We start from the raw sequence: 12,955 nt of genomic DNA on the forward strand, positions 1-12,955 counted from the left end.
CGGCTGACCAAGAAGGCAAGGCCCGTGAGCGCGCACGAACCGACGACGCCATCCGCCCCGAGACGGGCCGGATGGGCATGGCGGCCGTTCGCGCTCACGCTGCCGGCGCTGGTGTTGCTTGCCGCGGTGATAGGTTATCCGCTGCTCACCATCGTGCTGCGCAGCCTGTCGGAACCGCAATGGGGCGTGCAGAATTACGCATGGTTCTTCGGCGCGCCCATCAATCTCACGGTGCTACAGCGCACTTTCACCATCTCGGCCTGGGTGACGATCGTCTGCGTGATCTGCGCTTACCCTTACGCCTATCTGATGACCGCCGTCGGGCCGCGCGTGCGGCTCGTCCTGGTGCTCTGCGTGCTGATCCCGTTCTGGGTAAGCGGCGTCGTGCGCACGCTGTCCTGGGTGATCCTTTTGCAGGATTCGGGCGTCATCAATTCGCTGCTGCGCGCGGCCGGTTTTGACGGCATCCGGCTGATCCGTACCCAGACCGGCGTGGTGATCGGCATGGCGCAAGTGCTTCTGCCCTTCATGATCCTGCCGCTCTACTCGGTGATGAAGGGCATCGACCTCAGGCTGATGCGGGCTGCGCAAAGCCTCGGCGCGCGACCTTCGCGTGCGTTCTTTACCGTCTACCTGCCGCTGTCGCTGCCCGGCGTCTATGCGGGCGCGATCATCGTGTTCATCCTGGCTCTGGGCTTCTACATCACGCCGGCGCTGCTCGGCGGGCCGCGCTCGACCATGCTGTCGACGCTGGTGCAGACCCAGGTGCTCAGCCTGCTGCAATGGGGCCGCGGCGGTGCCATGGGCGTGGTGCTGCTCGTCACCACGTTCGTGCTTCTGGCGCTCGCGGCACCCGTGATGCGCTCGCGGTACCGGGAAGCGGGACGGAGCTGATGGAGATGAAGCCGCTCACCCGCGTGATCCTCGGCCTCGTCTGCCTGCTGGTGGCGATATGGCTTGTCGCGCCGACGCTGGTCGTGGTGCCGATGTCGTTCAACGAGAACAAGTCGCTCGCCTTCCCGCCGCAAGGCTTCTCCTGGCAGTGGTACCAGAACTTCTTCACCAATCCGGACTGGTCGTCGAGCTTCCTCAACTCGCTGAAGGTCGCCTCCGTGGTGGCGGTGCTGGCCACGGTGCTTGGCACGCTCGCGGCCTTCGGCCTCGATCGCATGAAGGCAGGGCCCGCCAACCTGTTGCGGATGCTGATGCTGACGCCGATGGTGGTGCCGGGCGTGGTGCTGGCCATCGGCATCTACGCCGTCTATCTCGACACCCATCTCGTCGGCACGCTGCTGGGCTTCGTGCTTGCCCACACCATCCTTGCACTTCCCTTCGTGCTGATCGCGGTTTCCGCCAGTCTCGAAGTGTTCGACAGGCGCCTCGAGACGGCGGCGGCAAGCCTCGGCGCGGGAGCGCTGACCGCGTTCCGTACTGTGACGCTGCCGCTGATCCTGCCCGGCATGCTGTCGGGCCTGCTCTTCGCCTTCGCCACCTCTTTCGACGAGATCGTCGTGTCGCTGTTCATCACCAACCCCTATCTCAAGACCTTGCCCGTGCAGATATTCTCCTCCATCACCCGCGACGCCGACCCGACGGTTGCCGCCGTCGGCACGATCCTGCTTTTGGCCACTACGATCCTGATCGGCGGCGGCATGCTTCTTCTTGGCCACGAGCGGAAAGGACGCCCATGAAGCCGGGACAGGAGAGCAAGGGTGCGGCGATCGATCTCGAATCGATCAGCAAGGCCTATGGCGGCTTCAAGGCGCTGGATGGCGTTTCGCTGCGGATCGAGCCCGGCGAGTTCATGACGCTGCTTGGCCCGAGCGGTTCCGGCAAGACCACGACGCTGAACGTCGTGGCCGGCTTTACCGACGTGACCAGTGGCAAGCTGCAGGTCGGCGGCAAGAGCGTGGTCGGCGTGCCGGCGCACAAGCGCAACATCGGCGTTGTCTTCCAGCACTACGCGCTTTTCCCGCATATGAGCGTCGGCCGCAACGTCGCCTATCCGCTGACGCTGCGTGGCGTCGACCCGGCAGAGCGAAAGGCGCGCGTGGCAAGAGCGCTGGACATGGTCAAGATGGGCGACTTCGCGCATCGTTACCCCAGCGAGCTGTCGGGCGGCCAGCAGCAGCGCGTGGCGCTGGCCCGCGCGATCGTCTTCGATCCGCCGCTGCTTTTGATGGACGAGCCGCTCGGCGCGCTCGACAAGAAGCTGCGCGAATGGCTGCAGCTCGAGATCAAGCGCATCCATCGCGAGCTCGGCACCACCTTCGTCTACGTGACGCACGACCAGGAGGAGGCGCTGGTCCTGTCGGACCGCATCGCCGTGTTCAATCGCGGACGGATCGAGCAGGTCGGCACCGGCCGCGAGCTCTACGACGAACCGACGACGCTGTTCGTCGGCCGCTTCATCGGCGATTCCACGGTGCTGCGCGGAGAGGCGCGAAGCGACGGCGCAAGCACGGCGCTGACCATCGCCGGCGAGACGGTGACAGCGCCGCGGCGGATGGCGGGCGAAGCCCGTCCGGTCATGTTGCTGCGTCCAGAAAAACTCGCCATCCGTCGGCCAGGCCAGAGCGCTGCGGGCACCACCAACCGGCTGCCGGGGACGATCGCGGAAGCCATCTATCTCGGTTCGGGATCGAAATATGAAGTCAGGCTCGCCGACGGCTCCACGGCGATCGTGCGCTCGCCGCTGACCGGCGAGAGTTTTGGCCTGGGCGAGAAGGTGGAGCTTTGCTTCGACGGTGCCGATGCCAAGCTTCTGGCCGATGACAGCACCGCCGACGCGACGCTGACCTGATCATCTTTTTGTTTTAACGCAATTCCGGACGGAAAACCGCTTCACACTTTTCCTGGAATTGCTCTACCGAAAGTCATCCCATGCAAGCCAAACGCAACGGCGACATATCGTTCTGGTATGCGGATCTGGGCGGGGTTCCCACGCCCCGGCCGCCCTTGCCCGGCGATGTCGAGGCCGATGTCGCGATCGTCGGCGCCGGCTATACCGGGCTATGGACGGCCTATTATCTGAAGAAGGCCAGGCCGTCGCTGCGCGTCGTGCTGATCGAGCGCGAGTTTGCCGGCTTCGGCGCTTCGGGCCGCAATGGCGGCTGGCTGTCCGGTGGCTTCTCCTGGTCGCGCGAAAAATATCTCAAGACCTCGACCCGGCAAGGGGTGAGCGCCATGCAGGCGGCCATGGCGGGCTGCGTCGACGAGGTGATCCGGGTGGCGAGCGCGGAAGGTATCGATGCCGATATCCGCCGCGTCGACAATCTGACGGTGGCCACCAACCCGGCGCAGCTCGAACGCGCGCGCGAGGAATGCGAAACGATCCGCGCCTGGGACGTCGATCCGGACCGCGTCGAGATGCTGGATCAAGCAGCGACGCGGGCGCGCATCGACGTGCGCAATGTCATGGGCGGCTTCGTCGTCCATGGCCAGGCGCGGGTGCAGCCGGCCAAGCTGGTGCGCGGGCTTGCCGCCGCCGTCGAGCGCCTGGGCGTGCCGATCTACGAACAGACGACGGTGACGTCCATAGCCAAGGGCACCGTGACGACCGACCGCGGCACGGTGCGGGCGGAGACCGTCATCCGCGCGACGGAGGGTTTTACCGCAGGCATTCCCGGCGAGGAACGGACCTGGCTGGCGCTCAACAGCGCGCAGATCGTGACCGAGCCGCTGTCGGAGGCGCTTTGGCGCCAGATCGGCTGGGAAGGTCACGAGCTTCTCGGCAACGCCGCCCACGCCTACTGCTATGCCCAGCGCACGCGCGAGGGACGCATCACCATGGGCGGGCGCGGCGTGCCCTATCGCTACGGCTCGCGCACCGACATCAATGGGCAGACGCAGCAGGCCACGATCGATCAACTGCATCAGATCCTGACGACGTTGCTGCCGCAGACGGCGAACTGCCGTATCGAGCACGCCTGGTGCGGCGTGCTCGGCGTACCGCGCGACTGGTGCACGACCGTTGGCCTCGATCCCGCCACCCGTATCGGCTGGGCCGGCGGCTATGTCGGACTTGGCGTGTCGAGCTCCAATCTTTCGGGGCGCACGCTGGCTGACCTGATCCTCGGCCAGCAGACGGAGCTGACGAAGCTGCCCTGGGTCAACCGCAAGGTCAGGCCATGGGAGCCGGAGCCGTTCCGCTGGCTCGGCGTGCATTCGATGTATCAGCTTTATCGCATCGCTGACGGACGCGAAGCCGCCGGGCTTGCGCATACGTCGAGACTGGCCGCGCTCGCCGACAGCATTACGGGTCACTGAAGCGGTTCAGCGTTCGCTGAACCGCTCCAGCAATTTGTCTTTACGCAATTCCGGACGGAAAACCGCTGGACACTTTTCCTGGAATTGCTTTGTTCATGGAGTCCAACTTGATCGACCTTTCGACCTTCCACGATCTCGCCAAGACCGACATCGGCGCGTTCTCACCCAAGCCCACTTCCATCGAGGGAGATCAGGTCGAAGCGGCGCGTTCGCTTTTCCAGTCACCGGACGGCACCGTCGATATCGGTATCTGGGAGTGCACGCCCGGCCGCTTCACCGCCGACCGGTCGGATTCGTCGGAGATTTGCCACATCATTTCCGGACGGGTGGAGGTGAGCCGCGCCGATGGCGAGGCGCGTGAACTGGGACCAGGCGACCTTCTCGTGCTGCCGCGGGGATGGAAGGGCGAATGGCGGATCCGGGAAACCACGCGCAAGCTCTACATGATCCAGTCGGCGGGGTGATCGACGGACGTCAGCGGCGTATCGAAATCAGTGCTCGATCGGCCCCTTGGCCATCACCAGTGCCGTGCCGGCGGTGGTCGGACGCTCGATGACACGGCGTACGCGCGGCGGTTCGTCACCGCTGTGCAGTGCCCGCAAGCGATCGCCAACCATGGCGTCGGCATGGGTGATGCGGCCGTTGTGCCTGACATATTCGAGCCAGGTCGGCGTGTGGTAGTGCTCGATCCATATGGTCGGATTTTCGAGATCGCGCGCCAGTGTCCAGTTGCGGGCGCCGTCGCGGCGGCGGATGCGGCCGCGTTCGGCCATGGTGGCGAGGAATTCCGCCTCGTCCTCGTGGCGGATGATGTACTCGATCATGATGGCGATAGGCCCGCTGCGCGGCTTCAGGTCGAGCGCCAGATGCGGCTCCTTGAAACGGTTGAGCGGGTCGAGGTTCAGCACCTGCTGCTGCGGCAGCGGTAGCACCAGGCCGATGGCGCCGCCGGCGAGCATGGCGATGGCGGCCGCGATCAGCGCCGTCTCGGCGCCATGCGCATCGGCCACGACGCCCCAGATCCAGCTGCCCAGCGCGATGCCGCCGAAGGTCGCGGTCTGGTAGACCGACAGCACCCGGCCGACCACCCAGCGTGGCGTCGCCATCTGCACGGTGACGTTGAAGTGCGACAGCGCGATCACCCAGCAGGCGCCGCCAACCAGCAGGCCGAGCGACGTCTGCCATGCGTGATGGCTGATCGCGGCGTTGAAGGCGCAGACGGCGAAGCCGGCGAAGGCACAGCGCACCATCGTCTCGCTGGAGAGCATTTGCCGCAGCCGCACGCTGATCAGCGCGCCGCCGACGGCACCGATTCCGAACGAGCCAAGCATGATGCCGTAGGTCAAGGCGTCGCCCTTGACGACATCGCGTGCGACGAGCGGCAAGAGCGCCAGGACGGCGCCGGCGCTGAAGCCGAAGGCGGCACCCCTGACCAGCACCTTGCCGATGTTGGGCGACATGGCGACATAACGCAGGCCGGCGCCCATGGCAGCACCCAGCGACTCGCGCGGCAAGGTCGATACCGGCACGTCAGGCTTCCACCGCGCCATCACGACGATAAGGCCGATATAGCTGACCGCGTTCGCCGCGAAGGCGGCCGCGGCGCCGGCGGCCGCGACGATGATGCCGCCGATCGCCGGGCCGACGCTGCGCGTCAGGTTGAACCCCATGGAGTTCAGCGCAACGGCCGCGGGCACCTTGTTGCGGGGAACCATGTCGCCGACGGACGCCTGCCAGGATGGGCTGTTGAGCGCCGTGCCGCTGTCGATCAGGAAGGTGAAGGCAAGCAGCGTCCAGGGCGTGATCAGGCCATACCAGGTGAACACCGTCAGGAGCACCGAGACGACGAGCATGAAGGTCTGCGCGACCAGCATCACCTTGCGGCGGTCGAAGCTGTCGGCGATGGCGCCGGCGACAAGCGCGAACAGCATGATCGGCAAGGTGGTCGAGGCCTGGACCAGGGCGACCTGATAGGGCGAGGTGGCGATCGTGGTCATCATCCAGGCGGCACCGACGCCCTGGATCAGACCACCGAAATTGGAAACGAGACTTGCGGACCAGACGGCTCGGAAAATGCCATGCCGGAAGGGCGCCAGCGCCGAAGCGCCTTCGCTATCCGGTTTCTCGTCAATCATGGATGGGTCCCCGCCACAGCGTGCTGATCCTTGCGGTGATCCGTTTCTCCGCATCGTTTGCCGAAACTATGGCATCGCGCCGCAAAGGGCGAATGCGATGCGAGGAAGATCATGGTCCAACAAGGGGATAGAGGAGGGCCACACCTCCGCATCGCGAAAAGCCAAGCCATCGCTCACGGCCGGACGCCGGCCATGGCGCACATGGTCCGCCGGTCGGTCCGGGGTGGTCCGGGGTTTTGCGAGAGGCCCTTGCGACGAATGCCGCTATAGAGCCCTACGACTTGCCGGATGATGGACGTCGCGGACGGCCCCCCGTGCATCCCCTGCAGGTTGCGTCAGAACCCGTTCTGGATGCGCTCGAAGATGACGTTGGTAAAGGCCGATATCTGGCCGCCGATGAACGGACCCGTGAGCGCCACCACCAGCATGATGGCGACGATCTTCGGCACGAAGGTCAAGGTGATTTCCTGGACCTGCGTCAGCGCCTGGATGAGGGCAATGCCGATGCCGACCGCCATGGCGACCAGCACAACCGGCGCGGAGGCGGTCAGCACCGTCCACACCGCGTACTGGACGATGTCGAGTGCGTCGGCCTCGTTCATGTGGGAGGTTGGCCTAGCTTGCCGGCTTGATCGACACGCCTGCGCCGACGGGGATCTGGGTGCCATCCTGCAGCACTGCGATCAGTCCGCTGCTGGCGAGCGTCACCGAAGACACGATGCCGGTGGTCTTGCCGTCGGCCGACGTGATCGAACGGCCGATCAGCGCATCAGCCTGCGACAGCGCCGAGGACTGCATGATCTGGTCGAGCTTGGTGTTGGTCTGCACCGATTGCTCGACCTGCGAGAAGGTGGCGAGCTGGGCGACGTACTGGGTCGAATCCATCGGCTTGGTCGGATCCTGGTTCTTCATCTCGGCGATCAGAAGCTTCAGGAAGGACTGGTAGTCGACCGCTGTCTTCGAGGTCGACGTGGTCGTCGAATTGGCGCCAACCGGTATCGTCGTCGTCATGTCCACGGTCATCAGTAGCGTGCTCCCACGGCCAGTGGGCGCGGTGCGCCCGGAACATCGTCATTGCCGCCAAGCGCGCGGCGTTCGAGAGGATAAAGCGAACGGATCGCCTTCAATGCCTCGTAGATATGATCCTCGCCGACCATGCGGTCGATCTGCTTCAGAGCGCTGCAGATATCGGCGTCCTCGAAACTCGCGATGAGCAGCGGCAATGAGCGGCGGAACATCTCGCGCGCCTCGCCAGCACCGGCCGGGTTGATCAGCATGACCTGAACGATGAAATACAGCTGCCTGAGCGGCGTCGATGCCTGGTCGGCTTGGATCACATGGCTTTCGAGCAGGAACTGCACGTCGTTCATCAGTTCAACGGTGACCTTGCGGTCGACGCGGATGACGGCACCGTTGATGTAGATCTTCTCGTTGGGCTTCAGCGATATCTTCAGCGTGTTGGTCATTGAATGCCGTCGCGGATGATCTGGGACACTTCGATCAGCCCTTCGAAATTGTTGGTGCGGCCCTGGCGGATGTCCTCCGCCTCGCGCAGCAGCCATAGGCCGATGGAAATCAGGTTGGCGCGCAATTCCTTGGGAAGCGCATTGTCGCTGGAGCCGAGATCCTCGACGAAGGTGGTCCAGACGCGATTGGTGAAATGCAGCGCCTCCACCGCCTCCATCGAATCCTGGCCGGCCACTGCCGCCGCAGCCAGCATGTCGATCGAGCGGGTCAGGAGTTCGCGCTCACGGTCCTTGGCGTCCGAGACGGAGGTGCTTTGGACGTCGGCATAGGAAAATTGGTACATCGTTGGCTCTACCGTTCCGCTGGGAGTTGTCAGGTCAGGTAATTCAACAGGCTGAGCTGCTGCAGGCGCGCCGTCAGAGCGAAGGACGTCTCGATATGCTGCGTCAGATCGGCGACGCGGGTCGCGGCTTCGGCCGGGTCGACGGCCTCGAGATCGAGGATGTGCCGTTCGAACAGGTCGACCTGCGTCTTCATGCGGTCGCTGGCATCGGAGACACGCTTCTGCACGATGCCGGTTTCGGACTGGACCTGGGCGATGCCGCTCAGCGCCTCGCCGACCAGTGTCTGCGAGTGGCTGACGATGCTGTCCTTCGCCGCCTGGCTGATGTTGGTGGACATCAGGCTGGAGACAATGGCGGCGGCCATTGCGAGCTTCTTGATGCCGTCGCTGTTGGCGCTGGTCGAGGTGGCGGTGGTTTCGTTGAGGGCGATGCGGCTGACGATCTGCTGGTCGGTGGCGTTCGACATGTTGGCCTGCCAGCCCGCGCCGAGGAATTGCGGCGTAACATCGTTGGTGATGAAGTCGTCCATCTGGGCGGTGGTGATATTGGCGGCGGCCGGATCATCGGGCGTGAAGCCGAATTTGGCGACGAAGGAGGCATCGAAGGCGGCCTTGGCCGTTGAGCCGGCGGCGGTGAAATCGTTGATCGGCTTGACGTCGGTGTTGGTGCCGGCGAACAGATACTCGCCGTTGACGCTGGTGTTGAGGATCGAGGCAAGCTGCTGGATCGTCGTCTGGCCGGTCGATTGGGTCAGGCTGTCGGAGTTGTCGCCCGAAGACGCGGTGGTCAGGCTGGACAGGAAGGTCTGCGCCACGCCGGAGAGCTGGCCGAGCGCGGTCTGGGTCGACGCAAGCCGGGCGGTGACCAGCCCGTTGGAATCGACGATGACGTTCAGCCGGTCGAGGTCGCGCGAAAAGGTGACGGACTGGGCGGTGCGTCCGCCCAATGCCAGGCCGACATCGGCGACCTTGCCGGTCGATGATTCCTTCGTTGCTTTGACGAGGTCGGCCTGCATGCGCATCTGCTGATAGCGCATGGCATTGGAGAGGGCGGCCGAGGAAACTGAGGTCATGGATTATCCCACCGCGTTCAACAGGGCCGTCATCATGTCGTCGACGGTCTTCATCATCCGGGCTGATGCCTGATAGGTGTGTTCGAGGTCGAGCAGTAGCGACATTTCCTGGTCGACATTGACGCCGGTCGCATTGGACAGCGCCTCGGAGCTGCGCTGCGCCAGTGCCTCCTTCGCGTCGGCGGCGGTCGAAGCCTGCTGGCGCATGCCCTGGAGCCAGCCGATCGAATTGGCGGCGTAGTCGGAAACGCTGGAGGTCGCCGAAATGCCGGCGGCGGGATCGAACGTCATCGGCTGGTCGAGCCGATCGCCATAGGCGACCAGAAGGCTGGAATAGGAGGCGCCGCCGCTTGTGTTGGAGACGTAGGCAGCGCCGTTGGCGCCGCCGTCGCGCAGCAGGGTCGGATTGCCGCCGGTGCTCGGATCCATCGCCGTATTGATGCTGATCGTGGAAGCCAGGCCATTGACCAGGGTGCCCGCGGCCGGCACCGCCGGCGCGCCGGACCAGGTGAACAGGCCGGCGGCATTGGGCATCGATGTGGCGGTCTCGGCAAAGGCCGTGATCAGGCCGCGCGCGGTCTCGTCGAGCTGGCTCTGCATGGTCGAGGCGACGCCGTCGCGCAATTGCAGCAGGCCGGCAAGCTTGCCGCTGGCGCTGGTGTTGCCGCCGGCTCCCGCGGAGACCGGCACGTTGTCGATATAGACGGTGTTGCCGGCGGCTCCGGCGGCATAGCCTGCCGACGGGGTGAAGCTCACCGTGCGCGGTATGGTCTCGAACAGCGTGGTGCCATCACCCGTCGTGATGACCATGTCGTTGTCGCCGCGCGTGAAGGTCGATACCGGAACATAGTCCGCGATCTTTTTCAGCAGCGCGTCGCGCTGGTCGAGCGCGTCGGAAACATCGGTGCCGGAACGGGTCCCGGAAATAACCGCCTGGTTGGCGTCCTGGAACTGGCTGAGCAGCGAATTGAGGTCCTTGACCGCCGTGTCGATCTGGCTGTCGGTCTGGGTGCGGAAACTCTGAATGGCCTGGGAGCCTTCATTCAGGGAGCGCACGACCTGCTTGGCCGCGTCGATGACGCTGGAGCCGAGATTCTGGTTGGACGGCGAGGTGGCGTAGAGTTGCAGCGCCTGCTGCAGATTGGCGATAGCGGTCGAGGGCGAGGAGGCGTTGTCGACGCCGTTGACCGAAACGTCCAGCTGATCCATGCCGCTGTAGAGCGCGTTCTGGCCGCTATACGCCGACAAGGCGCTGAGATTTTGCCTAAAGAGCAGGTCGTTGGTTACGCGCTGGATATCAACCGAACGCGCGCCGGGCGCCGTGCTGGTGACGACGGCGATGCGGCGCGTGTAGTCTGGATTGGAGGCGTCTGCGACGTTGCGCGAGACAACGCTGGTCTGCCGCGCGGTGTTCATAAGCGCCGATTGGGCGATGCTCAATGCGGAAGATAACGACATGCTGGTCTTTCACGGGCCACGCCCGGTTTATCTCTTCAGGTTGACAAGGACGTCCATCAGGTCGGAACCGGTCTGGAAGACTTTCGAATTGGCGGTGTAGCTGCGCTGCGCCGCGATCATGTCGGTCAGCTCTTCGGCGATGTCGACGTTGGAATTCTCGAGCGCGCCGGAGATGATCGAGCCCAGCTTGCCTTCATTGGCAAAGCCGACGCGGACCGCGCCGGATTCGGTGCCCTGCGCGTAGACGTTGCCGGGGAGGGCCTTGAGCTGGTCGGGGCTCTGCACATCGGCCAGCGGAATCTTGTAGAGCGCCTTGGTGGAGCCATCCTTGTACTGGGCGTAGATGGTGCCGTCCTTGCCGATCTGGACCTTGTCGATGGTGCTCGGCGCGTTGCCGTTGACCTTCGCGTCGGAAACCGTGAAGCCGGTGCCGAGCTGGGTCATCGCCGACAGGTCGAGATTGAGGCTGGCGCCGCCCGGTACGGTAAAGGTAACGCCCGTGGTGGCGCCGGTGAGCTTGCCGGTGGTGGTGTCGAAGGTCAGGTTGGCTGTGCCGAGCGCGCCACCTGTGTAGGGGAACGATGTTCCCGGCGTCGCCTTGGACTGGTCGAAAACCGCCACCTGCCAGGTGCCGGCGCCGGTGTTGGTGAAATAGACGTCGAGCAGCTTCTTGTTGCCGAGATTGTCGTAGGCGACCATCGAGGATTTCGAAGTGTACTGCGCGCCCGCCGAGTTGGTGGAGGGCAGGTTGGCGGCGACGACCGGGGTCGCGCCGGCCGACAGGTTGCCGGTGTAGTTGCCCTCGGTGCTCGGCGTTGCGGTCATTCCCTGGTCGGAGATGACAACCGGGACCAGTCCTTCAAAGCCGTTCACCGTCGCCGCCGGCACGCCGTTTTCGTAGCTGTAGGCCATGAGCTGGAAGCCGGCCGCGTTGACCAGCCTGCCCTGTGCATCGGGAACGAAAGCGCCAGCGCGGGTCAGGAAAGGCGTGCCGCTCGGGTCCTGGACGACAAAGAAGCCGTCGCCGCTGACGGCAAGGTCGGAAACCGATGTCGTGTATTGAAGTACGCCCGGATCGCTGACCGACTGCCGGATCGTCGTGGTGATGCCGCCGGAATTATAGGCGCCTCCCGTCGACGGCATGATCAGCGTCGAAAATTCGGTGGAGGATCGCTTGTAGCCGTTGGTGTCGGAGTTGGCGATGTTGTCGGCTGTCGTCGACAGGCGGTTTGCCTGGGCGTTCATGCCGGAAACGCCGGTCCGCATCATTCCGTAGAGGCTCATCGAGATGTCTCCGCAATATCCATGCCACTGGCAACGAGGCTACGCGCCCTGTCTTGCGCGAGGCTGGCGCGGCACGGCATCAGAACACGAGCCGGTAGCCGAGGAAGCGCTTGGAATCGATCGGGTCGGTGCCCAGCTTCTCGCGCAGCTTCTTGCGCAATTTGCTGATGTGGCTTTCGACAACGTTCTCCTCGACCTCTTCGTCGAAGATGCCGTAGATGGCGTTGAAGACCTGGGTCTTGGTGACGCGGCGGCCGCGATTGCTCGCCAGATATTCAAGGATGCGGCGTTCGCGTCGCGGCAAGGGCAACGGTTGGCCGTCGATCTCGGGATCGCGGCCGTCCATGAAGATGCGCATGGCGCCGATCTCGGTGTAGGCGACATCCTCATGGGCGCGACGGCGGATGGCGGTGATACGGGCCAGGATCTCTCTGATATGGACGGGCTTGCGGATGACGTCGTCGACGCCGCTCTCGAACAACCGCAGCGTGTTCTCCAGCGAATGCTGCTCGCTGAGCGCAATGACAGGAGCGCCGGTGCGGTCGCGGATCTGGCGCGGCGAGATGGCGCCTTCGCGGCAGTCGCCGATCAGGAAGGCCCGCACCGAACGCAGGTCGGTATCGGCGGCCGAGTTCACCCATTCGCCGAATTCGCCGGGCGCGAAGCCCGCGCAGGCGACGCCCTCGCGATCAAAAAGTGAATTGTATCCCTCAGTCACGAGCTCTCGCTCGTCAACGATCACGATCATCGGCCCCGCCTTCCGAATCAGCACATCTGCCCCGTGGGGAAAGGCGTAACCGCTGGTGGGAATCGTGAACAACCGTCATTTCTTGTAACTAGTTTCTTGGGAGTCTGGAATCGTATCGGTTGCATTAGCGTGCAGCCAGATATGCTTGCGGCGGGAAGTTCCGGGCAAGTCAAAACGG

At 64.5% G+C, this 12,955-nt stretch carries 14 protein-coding genes; 5 read left to right on the top strand and 9 right to left on the bottom strand.

Annotation, left to right across the window (positions count from 1 at the left end; genetic code table 11):
• The first annotated feature begins 24 nt into the window (after positions 1-24).
• The 5 genes from AC07UC_RS11235 (at position 25) to AC07UC_RS11255 (ending at position 4,733) form a co-directional block, all read left to right on the top strand.
• Positions 25-894 (top strand): ABC transporter permease, encoded by an 870-nt coding sequence (locus AC07UC_RS11235; RefSeq protein WP_494905702.1) that lies wholly within the window; start codon positions 25-27, stop codon positions 892-894.
• A complete protein-coding gene (locus AC07UC_RS11240) occupies positions 894-1,691 on the top strand; it encodes an ABC transporter permease (protein WP_202326020.1) in 798 nt (265 codons plus the stop codon). The genes AC07UC_RS11235 and AC07UC_RS11240 overlap by 1 nt, the downstream gene beginning before the upstream one ends.
• The gene (locus tag AC07UC_RS11245; RefSeq protein WP_494905704.1) at positions 1,688-2,803 is read left to right on the top strand and encodes an ABC transporter ATP-binding protein; all 1,116 of its coding nucleotides are present in this window, start codon (positions 1,688-1,690) and stop codon (positions 2,801-2,803) included. The genes AC07UC_RS11240 and AC07UC_RS11245 overlap by 4 nt, the downstream gene beginning before the upstream one ends.
• Positions 2,804-2,883: 80 nt before the next feature.
• On the top strand, positions 2,884-4,269 hold the full coding sequence (locus tag AC07UC_RS11250; protein ID WP_494905706.1) for an NAD(P)/FAD-dependent oxidoreductase: 1,386 nt from the start codon (positions 2,884-2,886) through the stop codon (positions 4,267-4,269).
• Positions 4,270-4,364: 95 nt separating this feature from the next.
• On the top strand, positions 4,365-4,733 hold the full coding sequence (locus AC07UC_RS11255; protein ID WP_202327250.1) for a cupin domain-containing protein: 369 nt from the start codon (positions 4,365-4,367) through the stop codon (positions 4,731-4,733).
• Between the two features lie 27 nt (positions 4,734-4,760).
• Here the strand turns inward: AC07UC_RS11255 and AC07UC_RS11260 are convergent, their stop codons facing one another.
• The 9 genes from AC07UC_RS11260 to AC07UC_RS11300 form a co-directional block, all read right to left on the bottom strand.
• Positions 4,761-6,404 (bottom strand): MFS transporter, encoded by a 1,644-nt coding sequence (locus AC07UC_RS11260; RefSeq protein ID WP_202326023.1) that lies wholly within the window; start codon positions 6,402-6,404, stop codon positions 4,761-4,763.
• Between the two features lie 335 nt (positions 6,405-6,739).
• Positions 6,740-7,006 (bottom strand): flagellar biosynthesis protein FliQ, encoded by a 267-nt coding sequence (gene fliQ, locus AC07UC_RS11265; protein ID WP_013893193.1) that lies wholly within the window; start codon positions 7,004-7,006, stop codon positions 6,740-6,742.
• A gap of 13 nt (positions 7,007-7,019) precedes the next feature.
• Positions 7,020-7,415 carry a flagellar hook assembly protein FlgD gene (flgD, locus tag AC07UC_RS11270; RefSeq protein WP_172352860.1) on the bottom strand — a complete coding sequence of 132 codons (396 nt, stop codon included), beginning with the start codon at positions 7,413-7,415 and terminating at the stop codon, positions 7,020-7,022.
• Positions 7,416-7,426: 11 nt separating this feature from the next.
• Complete coding sequence (gene flbT, locus AC07UC_RS11275) at positions 7,427-7,870, bottom strand: flagellar biosynthesis repressor FlbT (RefSeq protein ID WP_140771750.1); 444 nt, start codon at positions 7,868-7,870, stop codon at positions 7,427-7,429.
• Positions 7,867-8,214, bottom strand: a complete 348-nt coding sequence (flaF, locus tag AC07UC_RS11280; protein ID WP_140771748.1) for a flagellar biosynthesis regulator FlaF — start codon at positions 8,212-8,214, stop codon at positions 7,867-7,869. Before flaF ends, flbT begins: the two co-directional genes overlap by 4 nt.
• Before the next feature lie 29 nt (positions 8,215-8,243).
• Positions 8,244-9,287, bottom strand: coding sequence for a flagellar hook-associated family protein (locus tag AC07UC_RS11285; protein ID WP_140771746.1), 1,044 nt, complete (start codon positions 9,285-9,287; stop codon positions 8,244-8,246).
• Between the two features lie 3 nt (positions 9,288-9,290).
• Positions 9,291-10,745 (bottom strand): flagellar hook-associated protein FlgK, encoded by a 1,455-nt coding sequence (gene flgK / locus AC07UC_RS11290; RefSeq protein WP_202326024.1) that lies wholly within the window; start codon positions 10,743-10,745, stop codon positions 9,291-9,293.
• Between the two features lie 27 nt (positions 10,746-10,772).
• A complete protein-coding gene (locus AC07UC_RS11295) occupies positions 10,773-12,029 on the bottom strand; it encodes a flagellar hook protein FlgE (protein ID WP_202326025.1) in 1,257 nt (418 codons plus the stop codon).
• Between the two features lie 79 nt (positions 12,030-12,108).
• A complete protein-coding gene (locus AC07UC_RS11300) occupies positions 12,109-12,777 on the bottom strand; it encodes a response regulator transcription factor (RefSeq protein WP_019860967.1) in 669 nt (222 codons plus the stop codon).
• Between the last annotated feature and the right edge of the window lie 178 nt (positions 12,778-12,955).

Source organism: Mesorhizobium sp. GW821-FHT04C10, from assembly GCF_059420305.1.

What these genes read in the sequence shown, in the direction of transcription:
- flbT (WP_140771750.1), bottom strand. Translation starts at nt 7,870, where the DNA reads ATGACCAACACGCTGAAGATATCGCTGAAGCCCAACGAGAAGATCTAC.
- flaF (WP_140771748.1), bottom strand. Translation starts at nt 8,214, where the DNA reads ATGTACCAATTTTCCTATGCCGACGTCCAAAGCACCTCCGTCTCGGAC.
- fliQ (WP_013893193.1), bottom strand. Translation starts at nt 7,006, where the DNA reads ATGAACGAGGCCGACGCACTCGACATCGTCCAGTACGCGGTGTGGACG.
- AC07UC_RS11250 (WP_494905706.1), top strand. Translation starts at nt 2,884, where the DNA reads ATGCAAGCCAAACGCAACGGCGACATATCGTTCTGGTATGCGGATCTG.
- AC07UC_RS11255 (WP_202327250.1), top strand. Translation starts at nt 4,365, where the DNA reads ATGGAGTCCAACTTGATCGACCTTTCGACCTTCCACGATCTCGCCAAG.
- flgD (WP_172352860.1), bottom strand. Translation starts at nt 7,415, where the DNA reads ATGACGACGACGATACCGGTTGGCGCCAATTCGACGACCACGTCGACC.
- flgK (WP_202326024.1), bottom strand. Translation starts at nt 10,745, where the DNA reads ATGTCGTTATCTTCCGCATTGAGCATCGCCCAATCGGCGCTTATGAAC.
- AC07UC_RS11295 (WP_202326025.1), bottom strand. Translation starts at nt 12,029, where the DNA reads ATGAGCCTCTACGGAATGATGCGGACCGGCGTTTCCGGCATGAACGCC.
- AC07UC_RS11300 (WP_019860967.1), bottom strand. Translation starts at nt 12,777, where the DNA reads ATGATCGTGATCGTTGACGAGCGAGAGCTCGTGACTGAGGGATACAAT.
- AC07UC_RS11285 (WP_140771746.1), bottom strand. Translation starts at nt 9,287, where the DNA reads ATGACCTCAGTTTCCTCGGCCGCCCTCTCCAATGCCATGCGCTATCAG.
- AC07UC_RS11260 (WP_202326023.1), bottom strand. Translation starts at nt 6,404, where the DNA reads ATGATTGACGAGAAACCGGATAGCGAAGGCGCTTCGGCGCTGGCGCCC.
- AC07UC_RS11245 (WP_494905704.1), top strand. Translation starts at nt 1,688, where the DNA reads ATGAAGCCGGGACAGGAGAGCAAGGGTGCGGCGATCGATCTCGAATCG.
- AC07UC_RS11240 (WP_202326020.1), top strand. Translation starts at nt 894, where the DNA reads ATGGAGATGAAGCCGCTCACCCGCGTGATCCTCGGCCTCGTCTGCCTG.